The sequence below is a fragment of the Agrobacterium leguminum genome (assembly GCF_015704895.1).
GTDB lineage: Bacteria > Pseudomonadota > Alphaproteobacteria > Rhizobiales > Rhizobiaceae > Agrobacterium > Agrobacterium leguminum.
The window spans coordinates 1-14,355 of record NZ_JADQWB010000024.1 but is presented as its reverse complement, the minus strand read 5'-3'; the positions used below and the strand labels follow the sequence as shown (position 1 = coordinate 14,355).

Annotated in this window: 15 protein-coding genes; 10 read left to right on the top strand and 5 right to left on the bottom strand. The window is 61.7% G+C overall.

Annotation, left to right across the window (positions count from 1 at the left end; all coding sequences use genetic code 11):
* From pcaH to pcaD, 3 genes are read right to left on the bottom strand one after another with little or no spacing between them, the layout of a single operon-like run.
* The gene (pcaH, locus tag I3J13_RS23330) at positions 1-741 is read right to left on the bottom strand and encodes a protocatechuate 3,4-dioxygenase subunit beta (protein WP_003505508.1); all 741 of its coding nucleotides are present in this window, start codon (positions 739-741) and stop codon (positions 1-3) included.
* A complete protein-coding gene (pcaC, locus tag I3J13_RS23325) occupies positions 738-1,187 on the bottom strand; it encodes a 4-carboxymuconolactone decarboxylase (RefSeq protein WP_020811506.1) in 450 nt (149 codons plus the stop codon). The genes pcaH and pcaC overlap by 4 nt, the downstream gene beginning before the upstream one ends.
* Before the next feature lie 3 nt (positions 1,188-1,190).
* Positions 1,191-1,988, bottom strand: a complete 798-nt coding sequence (gene pcaD, locus I3J13_RS23320) for a 3-oxoadipate enol-lactonase (protein WP_196380405.1) — start codon at positions 1,986-1,988, stop codon at positions 1,191-1,193.
* Positions 1,989-2,082: 94 nt separating this feature from the next.
* Between pcaD and pcaQ the strand changes: the two genes are divergently transcribed.
* Positions 2,083-3,027, top strand: coding sequence for a pca operon transcription factor PcaQ (gene pcaQ / locus I3J13_RS23315; protein ID WP_196380404.1), 945 nt, complete (start codon positions 2,083-2,085; stop codon positions 3,025-3,027).
* On the opposite strand, the gene pobA is transcribed toward pcaQ, so the two are convergent.
* The gene (gene pobA / locus I3J13_RS23310; protein ID WP_196380403.1) at positions 3,021-4,193 is read right to left on the bottom strand and encodes a 4-hydroxybenzoate 3-monooxygenase; all 1,173 of its coding nucleotides are present in this window, start codon (positions 4,191-4,193) and stop codon (positions 3,021-3,023) included. The genes pcaQ and pobA overlap by 7 nt on opposite strands.
* Positions 4,194-4,310: 117 nt before the next feature.
* Here pobA and I3J13_RS23305 point away from each other — a divergent pair, with 117 nt between their 5' ends.
* Positions 4,311-5,234 carry a helix-turn-helix domain-containing protein gene (locus I3J13_RS23305; protein WP_196380402.1) on the top strand — a complete coding sequence of 308 codons (924 nt, stop codon included), beginning with the start codon at positions 4,311-4,313 and terminating at the stop codon, positions 5,232-5,234.
* On the opposite strand, the gene I3J13_RS23300 is transcribed toward I3J13_RS23305, so the two are convergent.
* Entirely contained in the window at positions 5,204-5,965 is a 762-nt protein-coding gene (locus tag I3J13_RS23300; RefSeq protein ID WP_196380401.1) for an IclR family transcriptional regulator, read from the bottom strand. The two genes, I3J13_RS23305 and I3J13_RS23300, sit on opposite strands and share 31 nt — an antisense overlap.
* 136 nt (positions 5,966-6,101) lie before the next feature.
* Here I3J13_RS23300 and I3J13_RS23295 point away from each other — a divergent pair, with 136 nt between their 5' ends.
* The 8 genes from I3J13_RS23295 to I3J13_RS23260 all read left to right on the top strand — a co-directional run.
* Positions 6,102-6,809: a 3-oxoacid CoA-transferase subunit A gene (locus I3J13_RS23295; protein WP_196380400.1), complete on the top strand. Its 708-nt coding sequence runs from the start codon at positions 6,102-6,104 to the stop codon at positions 6,807-6,809.
* Complete coding sequence (locus I3J13_RS23290; protein WP_196380399.1) at positions 6,806-7,501, top strand: CoA transferase subunit B; 696 nt, start codon at positions 6,806-6,808, stop codon at positions 7,499-7,501. The genes I3J13_RS23295 and I3J13_RS23290 overlap by 4 nt, the downstream gene beginning before the upstream one ends.
* A gap of 10 nt (positions 7,502-7,511) precedes the next feature.
* Complete coding sequence (gene pcaF / locus I3J13_RS23285; RefSeq protein WP_196380398.1) at positions 7,512-8,717, top strand: 3-oxoadipyl-CoA thiolase; 1,206 nt, start codon at positions 7,512-7,514, stop codon at positions 8,715-8,717.
* Between the two features lie 400 nt (positions 8,718-9,117).
* Entirely contained in the window at positions 9,118-10,146 is a 1,029-nt protein-coding gene (locus I3J13_RS23280) for a LacI family DNA-binding transcriptional regulator (RefSeq protein WP_196380397.1), read from the top strand.
* 278 nt (positions 10,147-10,424) lie between these two features.
* A complete protein-coding gene (locus I3J13_RS23275) occupies positions 10,425-11,366 on the top strand; it encodes a sugar ABC transporter substrate-binding protein (protein ID WP_080857939.1) in 942 nt (313 codons plus the stop codon).
* Positions 11,367-11,501: 135 nt separating this feature from the next.
* Positions 11,502-12,410, top strand: coding sequence for a sugar ABC transporter substrate-binding protein (locus I3J13_RS23270; RefSeq protein WP_196380432.1), 909 nt, complete (start codon positions 11,502-11,504; stop codon positions 12,408-12,410).
* A gap of 47 nt (positions 12,411-12,457) precedes the next feature.
* The gene (locus tag I3J13_RS23265) at positions 12,458-13,354 is read left to right on the top strand and encodes a sugar phosphate isomerase/epimerase family protein (protein WP_003519788.1); all 897 of its coding nucleotides are present in this window, start codon (positions 12,458-12,460) and stop codon (positions 13,352-13,354) included.
* Positions 13,355-13,363: 9 nt separating this feature from the next.
* A partial coding sequence (locus tag I3J13_RS23260) for a Gfo/Idh/MocA family protein (RefSeq protein ID WP_196380396.1) occupies positions 13,364-14,355 on the top strand: 992 nt, incomplete at its 3' end.

The window sequence follows — 14,355 nt, the reverse complement described above, 5'->3', positions numbered from 1 at the left end:
TCAGTTGCCCTCCATGCGGTTTTCGAAAAGGGTCGAGCGGCGGCCGCGCAGAACGATATCGAACTTGTAGGCCAGCATGTCCATCGGCAGCGTCGCATTCATGTCCAGCGGCGCGATCAGTCTTCTGATCGCATCCTCGTCCGGAATGGTCTTGACGATCGGACATTTCCAGATCAGCGGATCGCCTTCGAAATACATCTGGGTGATGAGCCGCTGGGCGAACCCGTGGCCGAAGACCGAGAAATGGATATGGGCCGGCCGCCAGTCATTGACGCCGTTCGGCCACGGATAAGCGCCGGGCTGGATGGTCTTGAACCAGTAATAGCCGTTCTCATCCGTGATCGTGCGGCCGACGCCGCCGAAATTCGGATCGATGGCGGCGAGGTAGCTTTCCTTCTTGTGGCGGTAACGGCCGCCGGCATTGGCCTGCCAGAATTCCACCAGCGCGCCATCCACGCCGCGACCGCGCTCGTCCAGCACCCGGCCGTGCACCAGAATGCGCGGCCCGACCGGCATTTCGCCGGGGCGGGCATAGTTGAGGATGAGGTCGTTATCCAGCGGGTTCAGCATTCCATGGCCGAAGACCGGGCCGGTGATCTCGCTTTTTGTGCCTTCCAGCGAAATCAGCGCGCGCTGCGGCGAGCGCAGGATCGAGGTCTTGTAGCCGGGCGCATAGGCGAGCGGATGGATGTCGCGGTTGCGTGCGAAGAACGGTCCGGTTTCCGGCGGCTGGTTGCTCATTTCGTCTCCTCCTCATCGCCAGAATTATAAGTGCCAGAGTTATCAGGGGAACTATCGGCTTTCATGCTGGCCAGGGCAAGCTTGGCGATCTTGAAAGCGTGGTTGGCGGCGGGCACGCCGGCATAGATCGCCACATGCAGCAGCGCCTCGCGAATATCCGCCTCGGTGGCGCCGGTATTGGCGGTGGCGCGCACATGCATGGCCAGCTCTTCGTCCTGCCCGAGTGCGGCGAGCAGGGCGATGGTGACCATCGAGCGCTCGCGCTTCGTCCAGTGGTTGCCCGACCACACCGTGCCCCAGGCGGCTTCGGTGATGAGCTGCTGGAAAGGCTGGTCGAAACCGGACGTCATGGTCTGCGCCCGGTCGACATGGGCGTCGCCGAGCACGGAGCGGCGGGTCTTCATGCCCTGTTCGAATCTTGCGTTCTTGTCGATATGGTCCGCCATCGGTCAATGCTCCGGCAAGGTCTTGAGAAAAATGGAGGCTGCCTGCGCGTAGGCGAGCGGCTGTTCAAGGCAGGGAATGTGGCCGCAGCCGGCGATGGTGACGAGACGGCTTGCGGGAATGAGATCCGCCAGCGACCGCACCAGTTCCGGTGGGGTGGAGCCATCCTGATCGCCCGCCACGCAAAGCGTCGGCACGGCGATGCGCCCGGCCTCTTCGGTAAAATCCGCATCGCGGATGGCGGCGCAGGTGCCGCTATAGCCGGCTTCCGGCTGTTGCGAGAGCATGTTGCGCGCGCCGGCATAGGCGGCATTGTCTGGCTGGCGAAAGGCGGGTGTGAACCAGCGCTCCATGACGGGATCGACCAGCGAGACGAGGCCGTCCGCGGCGATCTTGTCGATGCGGGCGTTCCACATCTCGGCCGTGCCGATTCTGTGGGCGGTGTTGCTGAGCAGGAGCGCGCGCACCAGATCGGGACGGCGGGCATAAAGCCCCTGCGCGATCAGGCCGCCCACCGACAGGCCCCAGATGATCGCGCTCTTCACGCCAAGATGATCGAGCAGCGCGATCAGATCGCCGGCGTGATCGTCGATGGAATAGGGAGTGTGCCCGACATCCGAGAGCCCGTGGCCGCGCTTGTCGTGCAGCACATAGGCATAATCATCGCCGAGCGCTTCGATCACCGCATCCCAGATGCGGAAATCGGTGCCGAGCGAATTGATGAAGGCGATGACCGGCTTGCCTGTGTCCAATCCCCTGACGCGGTAATGGATCACGGTCTCGCCGCAGCGCAGAAAATGCATGATGTGCTCCTCCTGCCGGGGATATTGCAAGCGGGTTCCGGTTAAGTAAAATGACATTATCGATGGAAATCATAACCTGTGGATTATATGAGCGATGGTCGATCAGCGTATCAAGTTCCGCCACCTGCAGACTTTCGTGGAGGTGGCGCGGCAGAAAAGCGTCATCCGCGCTGCGGAAATCCTGCATGTCAGCCAGCCGGCGGTGACGAAGACGATCCGTGAACTGGAAGATATTCTCGGCGTCTCGCTGTTCGACCGGGAGGGGCGCGGCATCCGCATCAGCCGTTATGGCGAGGTGTTTCTGCGCCATGCGGGCGCGACGATGACGGCGCTCAGGCAGGCGGTCGATTCGGTATCGCAGGAGGCGGCGCGCGCCGGTCCGCCGGTGCGGGTCGGCGCGCTGCCCACGGTTTCGGTGCGAATCATGCCGAAGGCGATGGCCGGTTTTCTGGCCGAGAAAACCGGCAGCCCGGTGAAGATCGTTACGGGCGAAAACGCCGTGCTGCTGGAGCAGTTGCGCGTCGGCGATCTCGATCTTGTTGTCGGCCGTCTGGCTGCACCGCAGAAAATGGCGGGTTTTTCCTTCGAGCATCTTTATTCGGAAAAGGTGCGCTTCGTGGTACGCGCCGGGCACCCGCTGTTGTCACCCGGCCTTTCGGTGTTCGATCACCTGCATGAATATCCGGTGCTGATGCCGACACGCCAATCGGTCATCGGTCCTGTCGTCGAGCAGTTCCTGATCGCCAACGGCGTGCCGGCCCTGCCGATCCGCATCGAAACCGTGTCCGACGCCTTCGGCCGCGCCTTCCTGCGCACCAGCGATGCGATCTGGATCATCTCGGAAGGCGTGGTGGCGGCCGATGTGGCGGATGGCATCCTGGCGATCCTGCCGGTCGAAACTGGCGATACCAGCGGCCCGGTGGGGCTGACGGTGAGGGCCGATACGCAGCCCTCGCTGCCGCTGTCGCTGCTGATGCAGGCTATTCGCGAGGCGGCAGGCGAGTTGCTGGATGGCAGGCCGGAGGCTGCCTCTCAGTAAGTAAGCCCCACATAATTCTCCGCAAGCGCGGTGGAAGCGGCGCGCGATTGTACGAGGTAATCCAGTTCCGCTTCCTGAATGCGCTGGCCGAAATCTCCCGTATCGGGAAAGCGGTGCATCATCGTCGTCATCCACCACGAGAAACGCACGGCCTTCCAGACGCGGGAAAGCGCCTTCTGCGAATAGCCGTCGATGCCGGCCTCGGACTTCTCGCGATAAAATTCGATCAGCGCCTCGCTCAGATAATGCACATCGCTGGCGGCAAGGTTGAGACCCTTCGCGCCCGTCGGCGGCACGATGTGGGCGGCGTCTCCGGCCAGAAACAGCCTTCCGAACCGCATCGGTTCGCAGACGAAGGACCGGAGCGGCGCGATGGATTTTTCGAAGGACGGGCCGGTTACCATCACATCCGCATGGTTTTCCGGCAGGCGACGGCGGATTTCGTCCCAGAAGCGCTCGTCGCTCCAGTCCTCCGGCCGGTCCTCCAGCGAACATTGAATGTAATAACGGCTGCGGGTGTGCGAGCGCATGGAACAGAGCGCAAAACCGCGCGGGTGGTTGGCATAGATGAGTTCATGGTTGACGGGCGGCACATCGGCCAGAATGCCGAGCCAGCCGAAAGGATAAACCTTCTCAAATTCCTTGATCGCGCCCTGAGGCACCGATTTGCGGCTCACCCCGTGGAAGCCGTCGCAGCCGGCGATGAAATCGCAATCGATCCGGTGGGTTACGCCGTCTTTCTGATAGGTGACATAGGGGCTGGCGCCATCGAAATCATGCGGTTCGACATTGCCGGCATCGTAGATGGTAACAAGGTTTGCCGCTTCGCGGACATCCATCAGGTCATGGGTCACTTCGGTCTGGCCATAGACCATCACGTGGCTGCCGCCGGTCAGGTCGAAGAGATCGATACGGTGGTCGCGGCCGTCGAAGGTCAGCGAAAATCCGTCATGCGGCAGGCCTTCCCGGCGCAGGCGTTTATCCGCGCCGACCTTTTCCATGAGCTGCACCGTGCCTTCTTCCAGCACGCCGGCGCGGACACGGCCGAGAATGTAATCCTTGCTGACCCGGTCGAGAATGACGGTCTCGACGCCTTCTCTGGCCAGAAGCTGGCCAAGCAGAAGCCCCGAGGGGCCGGAGCCGATGATGACGACCTGGGTGCGCATTGTTTCCTCCCGAACTTGTCTCCTATCAAGAAATTGACCAAGGGACGCGGCAAGCTCAATGGACTTTCTGATCGGCAAATTGCACAATCCGACCATTGTGCGGAGGAGCGAAGGAACATGCGGCTTGCTGCAAGTGAGGGTTTGTATGGCGAAGAAGCGGTGCAAGGCACTGATTTCCGCTTTCATTGCGAGACGCTTTTTTCCAGAAGCAGCCTTCACCGCTTTGAAATCGGCCTGCACCGTCACGCTGCCTTTCAGCAAATCTTGTACATTTGGGGCGGCGAGGGCGATGCGCTGCTGGATGGCCGCATCGAGGCGATCCGACCGCCGGTCGCCATTGTCGTGCCGCCGGGTTTCGAACACGGCTTCCGGTTTTCGCGCGATATTGGCGGGGTGATCGTTACCGTGCTGCCGGGCGCCCTGCCGGCATCGGTGCAGGCGCTGTTGCTGCGGAATTTCCAGCGGCCTATCCTGTTGCCGCTACGGGATTTTGCCGATGGCGAACGCCTGCGCAGTGGGTTCGAACAGATTTCGGCTGAATATGAAACACGTGAGACAGGCCGGGATGCCATCATCGAAGGTCAACTGGCCATCGTGACGGCGCTTCTGGCGCGGGCGGCGCGGCCGCTGCTGGAAGGAACCGGCGAAGGTCTGGCGGAGCAGCGTTTCGAGCTTTTGCTGTCGCTGATTGCACGCCATATTCGCGAGCCGCAAAAGGCGGAGTTTTACGCGAAAAAACTCGGTCTTTCCGAGACGCACCTCAACCGTCTGGTTCGCTCCGTTTCCGGTCTCAGCCTGCAGCGGCTGATCGCTAAGCGTCAGATCGAGATCGCTCAGCAGGAGCTGATCTTTACCGTTTCCAGCGTGCAGATGATTGCGGAGGGGCTGGGCTTTGCCGATCCGGCTTATTTCAACCGGTTCTTCAAGCGCGAGACCGGCATGACCCCGCGCGCCTGGCGGCTGGCGGAGCAGCGGAAAATGGGGGATTCCGGGGCGCGGCAGGTGCCGCTTCAGACCAGCATTCTTGCCAGTTCCCGCTGAACGGCAAGAAGCGCGGGCAGGTATCGCTCCACGAGGTCCTCCATCGAGGCGACCGAGGCGGCGAGCCCGACATTGAGGGCGGCCACCGTCTGGCCGCGCATGGTTTTCAGCGGCACCGCGATGGAGCGAAGGCCGATCTCTACCTCCTGATCGATCAGCGCATAACCGCGATTGCCGGTGGCCTCGATTTCGGCGAGCAGGGCGTCCATCCTGGTGATCGTCTTTTCCGTGCGCGCCACCAGCCGGGAGGCTTCGAGAATGTCGCGCTGCCGCTCGGCCGTCTGCGCCGAAAGAAGAACCCGGCCCATGGAGGTGCAATAAGCGGGCAGGCGCGAACCCGGCATCAGCGCAATCGACATCACTCGCTGCTGGGCGGCGCGGGCGACATAAACGATCTCGGTCTCATCCAGAATGGAAACGGAGGTGCTCTGGCCGATCTCTTCGGAAAGGCGGTCGAGCAGCGGCTGCACGATGCGCGGCAGCGGCATGGTGGCCAGACAGCCGGTGCCAAGCCGCAGCACCTTCGGTGTCACGGTAAAGAACTTGCCGTCATAAGCGGCATAACCGAGTTCCGAAAGCGTCAGCAGGCAGCGCCGCGTCGTGGCGCGGTCCAGCCCGGCAATCTCGGCGGCATCGGAAATCGACAGGCGCGGCCGTTCGGCGCTGAAGGCCTCAATGACCCGCAATCCCTTGGCGAGACCGCCCATCATGTCTCTTTCGCTGACAGCCATGTCGTAGCTCCATTTGTGCGATATACGAACAAAAATCATATAGCGCACAAAATCCTTGCCGTCGAGGCAGTTTCGGATTTACCTCACGGTCAGGCAGCCTTGCGGGTTCCATCCGTCCGGCTGGATGGAGGTTTTAATGGACAAGACAATCAAGAGCGCTGGAGATGCGCTTTCCGGCATCGGTGACGGTGCGACGATCATGATCGGCGGTTTCGGCGGCTCCGGCGCGCCCATCGAGCTGATCCATGCGCTGATCGACAAGGGCCCGAAGAACCTGACGGTCATCAACAACAATGCCGGCAACGGCCGCATCGGCATCGCCGCGATGATCGATGCCGGTATGGTCAGGAAGATGATCTGCTCTTTCCCGCGCTCTTCCGATCCGCGCGCTTTCACCGACCGGTATCTGGCCGGCGAAATCGAGCTGGAACTGGTGCCGCAGGGCACGCTTGCCGAGCGCATCCGCGCCGGCGGTGCCGGCATTCCGGCCTTCTACACCCCCACCGGCTTCGGCACGGAACTGGCCGAAGGCAAGGTGATTGCCGAATTCGACGGCCGCTCTTACGTGCAGGAACGCTGGCTGAAGGCGGATTTCGCCATCGTCAAGGCGGAGCTTGGCGATACCTATGGCAACCTCACCTACAACAAGGCGGGCCGCAATTTTAACCCGCTGATGTGCATGGCCGCAAAGACCACCATCGCGCAGGTCTCGAAGATCGTCGCCGCCGGGGAGATCGATCCGGAGCATGTCGTCACGCCAGGCATTTTCGTGAACGGTGTCGTGGAAATCCCCGATCCGCAACAGGAAGAAGTCCTCATTCGCGCGGGAGTAGCCTACGCATGACCACGACCATCGACACCCGCGAAGACATCAAGCTTTCCAACGCCCAGATCGCATGGCGCGCGGCGCAGGACATCGAGGACGGCGCTTATGTCAATCTCGGCATCGGCTTTCCGGAAATGGTGGCGCGTTACCAGCCGCCCGGCCGTCAGGCGATCTTCCACACCGAAAACGGTATCCTGAATTTCGGCGAAGCGCCGCCGGAAGGCGAAGAGGACTGGAACCTCATCAATGCCGGCAAGAAGGCTGTGACGCTGAAGCCGGGTGCAGCCTTCTTCCACCATGCCGACAGCTTCGCCATGGTGCGCGGCGGGCATCTGGATGTGGCGATCCTCGGGGCCTATCAGGTGGCGCAGAATGGCGATCTTGCCAATTGGCGTGTCGGCTCCAAGGGCGTGCCGGCCGTCGGCGGCGCCATGGATCTGGTGCATGGCGCCAAGCAGGTCTTCGTCATCACCGAACATGTGACCAAGAACGGCGAACCGAAGCTCGTTGAAAAATGCGCCTTTCCGCTGACCGGCGTTGGCTGCATCACCCGCATTTATACCAGCCATGCTGTCATCGACGTGGTGGATGGCCGTTTCGTGCTGCGTGAAAAACTGCCGGCGATGACCTTCGATGAATTGCAGGCCATGACCGGAGCGCCTTTGGCGGTCGATGGTGAGGTCGCCGATCTCCTCGCCCCGGAACTTTGAGGAAAAACCGATGACCGATGCATTCATCTGCGACTATATCCGCACGCCCATCGGCCGCTTCGGCGGCGCGCTTTCTTCGGTGCGGGCCGACGATCTCGGGGCGGTGCCGCTGAAGGCGCTTGTCGAGCGCAACCCGTCCGTCGACTGGGAAGCGGTCGAGGATGTGATCTTCGGTTGCGCCAATCAGGCGGGTGAGGATAACCGCAACGTGGCGCGCATGTCGCTGCTGCTGGCCGGCCTGCCGGTCTCGGTAACCGGAACGACGATCAACCGGCTGTGCGGTTCGGGCATGGATGCCCTCATCGCAGCCGCCCGCGCCGTGAAATCGGGCGAGGCGGAATTGATGATCGCCGGCGGCGTGGAAAGCATGAGCCGCGCGCCTTTCGTTCTGCCGAAAGCGGAGAGCGCCTTTTCGCGCAATGCCGAAATCTACGACACCACCATCGGCTGGCGTTTCGTCAACCCGCTGATGAAGGCGCAATATGGCGTCGATTCCATGCCGGAGACCGGCGATAACGTCGCCATTGACTATCAGGTCTCCCGTGAGGATCAGGACGCCTTCGCCGTTCGCAGCCAGCAGAAGGCGGCTGACGCGCAGGCCAATGGTCGCCTCGACAGGGAAATCGTGTCCGTGACCATCCCGCAGCGCAAGGGCGATCCGCTGGTGGTCTCGAAGGATGAGCATCCGCGCGCGACCAGCCTTGAAGCGCTGGCGAAGCTGAAGCCTGTCAACAGGCGCGAGGGCGCGACGGTGACGGCGGGCAATGCGTCCGGCGTCAATGACGGCGCGGCCGCACTCATCGTCGCATCGGCGGAAGCCGCGAAAAAATACGGGCTGACGCCGATTGCCCGCATTCTCGGCGGTGCCGCCGCCGGCGTGCCGCCGCGCGTCATGGGTATCGGCCCGGCCCCGGCCTCCGCAAAGCTGCTGGCCCGGCTCGGGCTGAAGCAGGAGCAGCTGGACGTGATCGAGCTGAACGAGGCGTTCGCCAGCCAGGGCCTTGCGACGCTGAGGCAGCTCGGCATTGCGGATGACGATGTGCGGGTGAATGCCAATGGCGGCGCCATCGCGCTCGGCCATCCGCTCGGCATGTCCGGTGCGCGCATTGCCGGCACGGCGGCGCTCGAACTTTCGCTGACCGGCAAACGTCTTGCGCTCGCCACCATGTGCATCGGCGTCGGGCAGGGTATTGCCGTGGCGCTGGAAAGGGTCTGATTGTCTGGCGGCATTCGGCCTCGTCAAAACGGTGCGAATGCCGCTGCCTCGATTTCTTCTTGAGTGACTTCTGCTCGTCCGGCACTCGGTTGGCGATTCTCTCGCCTTGGTACCTCCTTCATTCCTGTGCTTGTCACAGGAATCCAGCTGGCGCGCGTCTGCGCGGCGCAGGGAGTCTTTTCAGCCCAAGGACTTGGGCTGGCTGGATCTCTGTGACAAGCACAGAGATGAGGGAGACAACGGCATTTTAAAATGCCGATCTCGCAAATTCGGCACCTGCCTGACATTCACCTCCATGGCCCTCCCTGACGAAATCCTCCGGCATGCGTTGGATTCCATCATGATCCGTGACATGTTTTGCGAGATATGACAGGAATCTTTCCGTCTACGGGGTGCCAGCATGAAACGTCCGACCATCACAGATGTTGCGACAGCCGCCGGTGTCAGCGTCGCCACCGTCGACCGGGTGCTGAACGGTCGCCTGCCGGTGCGGGAGGAAACCGCGCGGCGGGTGTTCGAGGCGGCGGAGAAGATCGGTTTTCACGCCACCAACATCATTCGCCAGCGCATGCTGGCCGATCTGCCGTCCTATAGTCTCGGCATCATCCTGCGCAAGGAGCGGCACGCCTTCTACCAGACCTTTGCCGACGAGCTGGAGCTTGCGGCGCGCAACGTCCGGGATCGTCATCTCAATCTGCGCATCGAATTTGCCCAGTCGGGCGAGCCGAGCGAGCTTGCGGCCCTTCTGACGGGCATGAAGGGCCGCGTGCAGGCCGTGGCGGCCACCGGGCCGGACCATCACGATGTCACCGCCGCCGTCGAGGCCCTGAAGGCGAAGGGCATCCCCACATTTTCGCTGCTTTCGGATTTCGCGCAGGGGGTGCGGGAAGCTTATCTCGGCGCCAACAACATGAAAGTCGGGCGCACTGCGGCCTGGATGATCTCGCGGCTGGCGCGCAGCAGGGGCAAGGTGCTTTTGCTGCTCGGCGGTCACCGTTTTCACGGTCATTCGCTGCGCGAAACCGGCTTTCGCAGCTATATGCGGGAATATGCGCCGGAATTCGAGGTGATGGATGCGCTGATCACGCTGGAAACGCGGCGGCTGACCTATGAGCTGGTGATGGACACCATCGCCAAGCACAAGGATCTGATCGGCATCTATTGCATCGGCGGCGGCATGGAAGGCGTCATCGAGGCCCTGCAGCAGGAAAACCGGCAGGAGGCCATCGTCTGTCTTGTGAATGAACTGACGCCCGAATCCCGTCAGGCGCTGCTGGAAAAGCGTATCAGCGGCATATTCCAGACGCCGCTCCGTGAATTATGCGCGGACCTCATCGCCACCATGGTTCACAGCATTGAACATGGCATGGCGGAAACGCCGGGACAGCGGTTCGTGCCCGCCCATCTGTGGGTTCCTGAAAGCCTTTGATGGTTTGATAGATTCTATCATAAATTCCGCGTCTCTTTCTATCAGCCTTGATGGTTTCGGTTGCCGCTGACCCGTTGACGCCGGGCCGGGACTGGGAAATCTTGCCTGCGTGTGGAGCGGGCAGGAGGCCGATCCACGATAATAACGACGTTTCGGATTGCTTCAGGCTGCGGACTTGTCTTCGCGGCGACGGGTATTTTTTGCCGGAAAACGGTGGCGGCGCGATGGGCGCTGAACCGTGCAGCCGGTTCTTTTCAAGGGTTTTGGAGGAAAACGACATGAAAAGACATTTCGCGATTGCAGCGCTCGCCACCATGCTGGCGACGACCGCCTCGGCGGAAACCATCGGCGTTTCGATGGCCCTGTTCGACGATAATTTCCTGACCGTGCTGCGCAACGGCATGATCGACTATTCAAAGGGCATGAGCGGCGTTTCGCTGCAGATCGAGGATGCGCAGAACGATGTCGGCAAGCAGTTGAGCCAGGTGCAGAACTTCGTCGCCGCCGGCGTCGACGCCATCATTGTCAACCCGGTGGATACGGATGCGACCGTGGCGCTTTCGCAGGCTGCCGCTGCCGCCGGCATTCCGCTCGTTTATGTCAACCGCCAGCCGGTAAACCTCGACAGCCTGCCGGAAAAACAGGCCTTCGTTGCCTCCGATGAAAAGCAGTCCGGCACCCTGCAGACGCAGGAAGTCTGCCGCCTGCTGAAGGCGGCCGGCAAGGCGGAAGCGAAGGCGGTGGTGATGATGGGCGAGCTTTCCAACCAGGCGGCCCGCATGCGCACGCAGGATATCAAGGACGTGGTGGCGACGCCCGATTGCAGCTTCATCAAGCTTGTCGAGGAGCAATCCGCCAACTGGTCGCGCACTCAAGGCTCGGACCTGATGACCAACTGGCTCTCGGCCGGAGTGCAGTTCGATGCGGTGATTTCCAACAATGACGAAATGGCCATCGGCGCGATACAGTCGCTGAAGGCGGCCGGCCGGTCGATGGATGACGTCATCATCGCCGGCATCGATGCCACGCAGGACGCGCTTGCCGCCATGGCGGCGGGCGAGCTGGATGTGAGCGTTTTCCAGAATGCCGCCGGTCAGGGCAAGGGCGCGGTTGATACGGCGCTGAAACTGGCAAAGGGGGATGCGGTGGACAAGAAGGTTTTCGTACCCTTCGAACTGGTCACACCGGCAAACCTCAAGGACTATCAGGCCAAGAACTGAGACCGTTTGGGCCCGACAAGATGTAACAGACCGAAGACGCTGGAGGCGGGGGGAGGATATCCGGCTTCAGCGATATCAGTGCGATTGAACCAGCGGAGGTTTTCCGCGGGAGGAAAGACTTTGAAAAACCTGTTGATGGCGACTGCGCTCTGCATTTTCGCAACGCCTGCCCTTGCCGAGACCCGTGTTGCGGTCTCCATGACATCGTTCGACAATCCGTTCCTGACGATTTTGCTGAACGGTATCAGGGCTGAGGCCGGGCGTGAGAAGAACATCGAGCTTCTGGTGGAGGACGCCCAGCTCGATCCTTCGAAACAGCTCAATCAGGTGCAGAATTTTATCGCCAACGGTGTCGATGCGATCATCGTCAATGCCGTGGATGGCGATGCCACCTCGGCGATCACCAAGGCCGCATCCGCCGCAAAAATCCCGCTCGTTTATGTCAATCATCCGCCCGCCGAGCTGGAAACCGGCCTGCCTGACGGCACGGCCTTCGTCGGTTCCAACGAACTCGATTCCGGCACCATGGAGGCGGAAGCCGCCTGCAAGCTGATGGGCGGCAAGGGCAAGGCCGTGGTCTTGATGGGACCTTTGGAAAACCATGCGGCGCTGGTGCGCACCAAGGATGTGGAAACGGTGTTTGCCCGGCCGGACTGCAAGATCGAAATCCTCGAAAAGCAGACGGCGAACTGGAGCCGGACGCAGGCGCAGGACCTCGTTTCATCCTGGCTGACGGCGGGCATCCAGTTCGATGCCGTTATCGCCAACAATGATGAAATGGCGATTGGCGCCGCGCAGGCGCTGAAGGCGGCGGGCGTTTCCATGAAGGATATCGTCATCGCCGGCATCGACGCCACGCCGGACGGCCTTGCCGCCATGCAGGCCGGCGATCTCGACATTATCGTCTACCAGAATGCGACGAAGCAGGGCGAGGTCTCGGTTCAGACGGCGGTGAAGGCCGCTGCCGGGCAAAGCACTGAGAAGACGCTTTGGGTGCCCTTTGAACTCGTCACACCGGAAAACATGTCCGCCTACGCCAAATAAGCGGCGGCTTCGGCCCCGGTCCGTCTATCACTCCACTGGAAACAGCCATGAAACATACGCTCGACCCCCACATGTTCCGACACCTTTCGCTGGCCGAGACCTGCCGCAAGGTTGCCGAACTCGGCTATGATTACGTCGAACTTTCACCCCGTCCGGATTTCCTCTCCTGGTGGACCCGGCCGAAGGTCTATCCCGAACGCGTCGCCGAATTCAAAAAGGCGCTGAAGGACCATGGTGTCGGCCTTGCGACGCTGCAACCCATGTATCGCTGGGCAAGCCCCTATCCGGACGAATGGGAAGTGGCGATCGACAACTGGAAACGCGCCATCGAGATTGCCGTCGAGATGGAATGCCCGATGTTCGTTTCGGAATTCGGCCGCGGCGGCTCGCCGGATCGCAGCCTCAACGACCGTTCCGGCCTGCATCGCCCGGAAACCTGCGAAGCGCAGTTCTTCCGCGCCATGGATATTCTGGTGCCGATCCTCGAGCGGGAAGGGCTGGTGCTGTCGCTGGAGGCCCATCCCGAAGACTGGATCGAGGAGATCGCGCCGGCCATCGACATCATCAAGACCATCAATTCCAAGGCGGTAAAGGCCTCCTTCATCGCGCCGCACACGTTCTTTTACGGGCCGGACATGGTGGCTAACCTGCGTGCGACCGAGGGCCATCTGGTGCATGTGCGCCTTGCCGATACCTATGACCACAACAAGTCGTCGCAGCTGCGTTACATCGTCAATCCCCCCGGCTCGAAGGTCAGGGTGCACCAGCACACCGATTTCGGCCAGGGCGAGATCGACTGGGAGACCTTCTTTGCGACGCTCGCCGACATGAAATTCGACGGCGTGCTGTCGAACTGCGTGTTTGCCTGGGAAGACCGCGTCGATGAAAGCGCGCGGTTCATGCTCAGCGAAACCCGGCGATACGTCGCCAAATACTGGAAATGAGGTTTTCAAATGACTGTCAGAATTGGTGTCGTCGGCACCGGCGCAATCGGGCGTGATCACGCCCGCCGTATCAACAAGGTTCTGGGCGGCGCGAAGATCGTTGCGCTGAGCGATGTCAATCGCGCCTCCGCAGAGGCGGTCAAAAACGACATCGCCCCTGATGCCGTCGTTTTCGCCACCGGCGAAGAGCTGATCGCATCGCCGGATGTGGATGCCGTGCTCGTCACCTCATGGGGTGCCACGCATGAGCAATATGTGCTGGCAGCAATCGAAGCCGGCAAGCCATGCTTTTGCGAAAAACCGCTGGCGACAACGGCGGAAGGCGCAAGACGCATCGTCGATGCCGAGGTGGCGCATGGCAGGCGGCTGGTTCAGGTGGGCTTCATGCGCCGATATGACGCCGGTTACGTGGCGCTGAAACAGGCCGTCGACAGCAGGATCGGCGCGCCGATCATGGTGCACGCCGCCCACCGCAACCCGGCGGTTCCGGAGCAATATGTCACCCCGATGGCGATCCATGACACGATGATCCATGAGATCGACGTGCTGCGCTGGCTGCTCGACGATGACTATGTTTCGGCGCGGGTTCTCTTTCCCCGTTCGGCGGCCAGAAGCCATGCGCGGCTGAAGGACCCGCAGATCGTCATTCTGGAGACGGCGAAGGGCACGATCATCGACGTCGAAATCTTCGTCAATTGCCATTATGGCTATGATATCCAGTGCCAGGTGGTGGGCGAGGACGGCATTGCCAGCCTGCCGGAGCCGATGTCGGTGCAGACCCGCCTCGGCGCCAAGCTGCAGAACGATATCCTCACCGACTGGAAAGACCGCTTCATCGCCAGCTACGATGTGGAATTGCAGGACTTCATCCATGCGGCGGCGAAGGGCACGGCATCGGGACCCAACGCCTGGGACGGCTACGTGGCCGCCATCACCTCCGACGCCTGCGTGGCCGCGCAGGAAACGGACGGGGCAGCCGTTGAAATCAAGCTTCCCACCCG

Excerpts from the sequence above, each read along its gene's own strand:
- pcaH (WP_003505508.1), bottom strand. The coding sequence starts at position 741 with ATGAGCAACCAGCCGCCGGAAACCGGACCGTTCTTCGCACGCAACCGC.
- pcaC (WP_020811506.1), bottom strand. The coding sequence starts at position 1,187 with ATGGCGGACCATATCGACAAGAACGCAAGATTCGAACAGGGCATGAAG.
- pcaD (WP_196380405.1), bottom strand. The coding sequence starts at position 1,988 with ATGCATTTTCTGCGCTGCGGCGAGACCGTGATCCATTACCGCGTCAGG.
- pcaQ (WP_196380404.1), top strand. The coding sequence starts at position 2,083 with ATGGTCGATCAGCGTATCAAGTTCCGCCACCTGCAGACTTTCGTGGAG.
- pobA (WP_196380403.1), bottom strand. The coding sequence starts at position 4,193 with ATGCGCACCCAGGTCGTCATCATCGGCTCCGGCCCCTCGGGGCTTCTG.
- I3J13_RS23305 (WP_196380402.1), top strand. The coding sequence starts at position 4,311 with ATGCGGCTTGCTGCAAGTGAGGGTTTGTATGGCGAAGAAGCGGTGCAA.
- I3J13_RS23300 (WP_196380401.1), bottom strand. The coding sequence starts at position 5,965 with ATGGCTGTCAGCGAAAGAGACATGATGGGCGGTCTCGCCAAGGGATTG.
- I3J13_RS23295 (WP_196380400.1), top strand. The coding sequence starts at position 6,102 with ATGGACAAGACAATCAAGAGCGCTGGAGATGCGCTTTCCGGCATCGGT.
- I3J13_RS23290 (WP_196380399.1), top strand. The coding sequence starts at position 6,806 with ATGACCACGACCATCGACACCCGCGAAGACATCAAGCTTTCCAACGCC.
- pcaF (WP_196380398.1), top strand. The coding sequence starts at position 7,512 with ATGACCGATGCATTCATCTGCGACTATATCCGCACGCCCATCGGCCGC.
- I3J13_RS23280 (WP_196380397.1), top strand. The coding sequence starts at position 9,118 with ATGAAACGTCCGACCATCACAGATGTTGCGACAGCCGCCGGTGTCAGC.
- I3J13_RS23275 (WP_080857939.1), top strand. The coding sequence starts at position 10,425 with ATGAAAAGACATTTCGCGATTGCAGCGCTCGCCACCATGCTGGCGACG.
- I3J13_RS23270 (WP_196380432.1), top strand. The coding sequence starts at position 11,502 with ATGGCGACTGCGCTCTGCATTTTCGCAACGCCTGCCCTTGCCGAGACC.
- I3J13_RS23265 (WP_003519788.1), top strand. The coding sequence starts at position 12,458 with ATGAAACATACGCTCGACCCCCACATGTTCCGACACCTTTCGCTGGCC.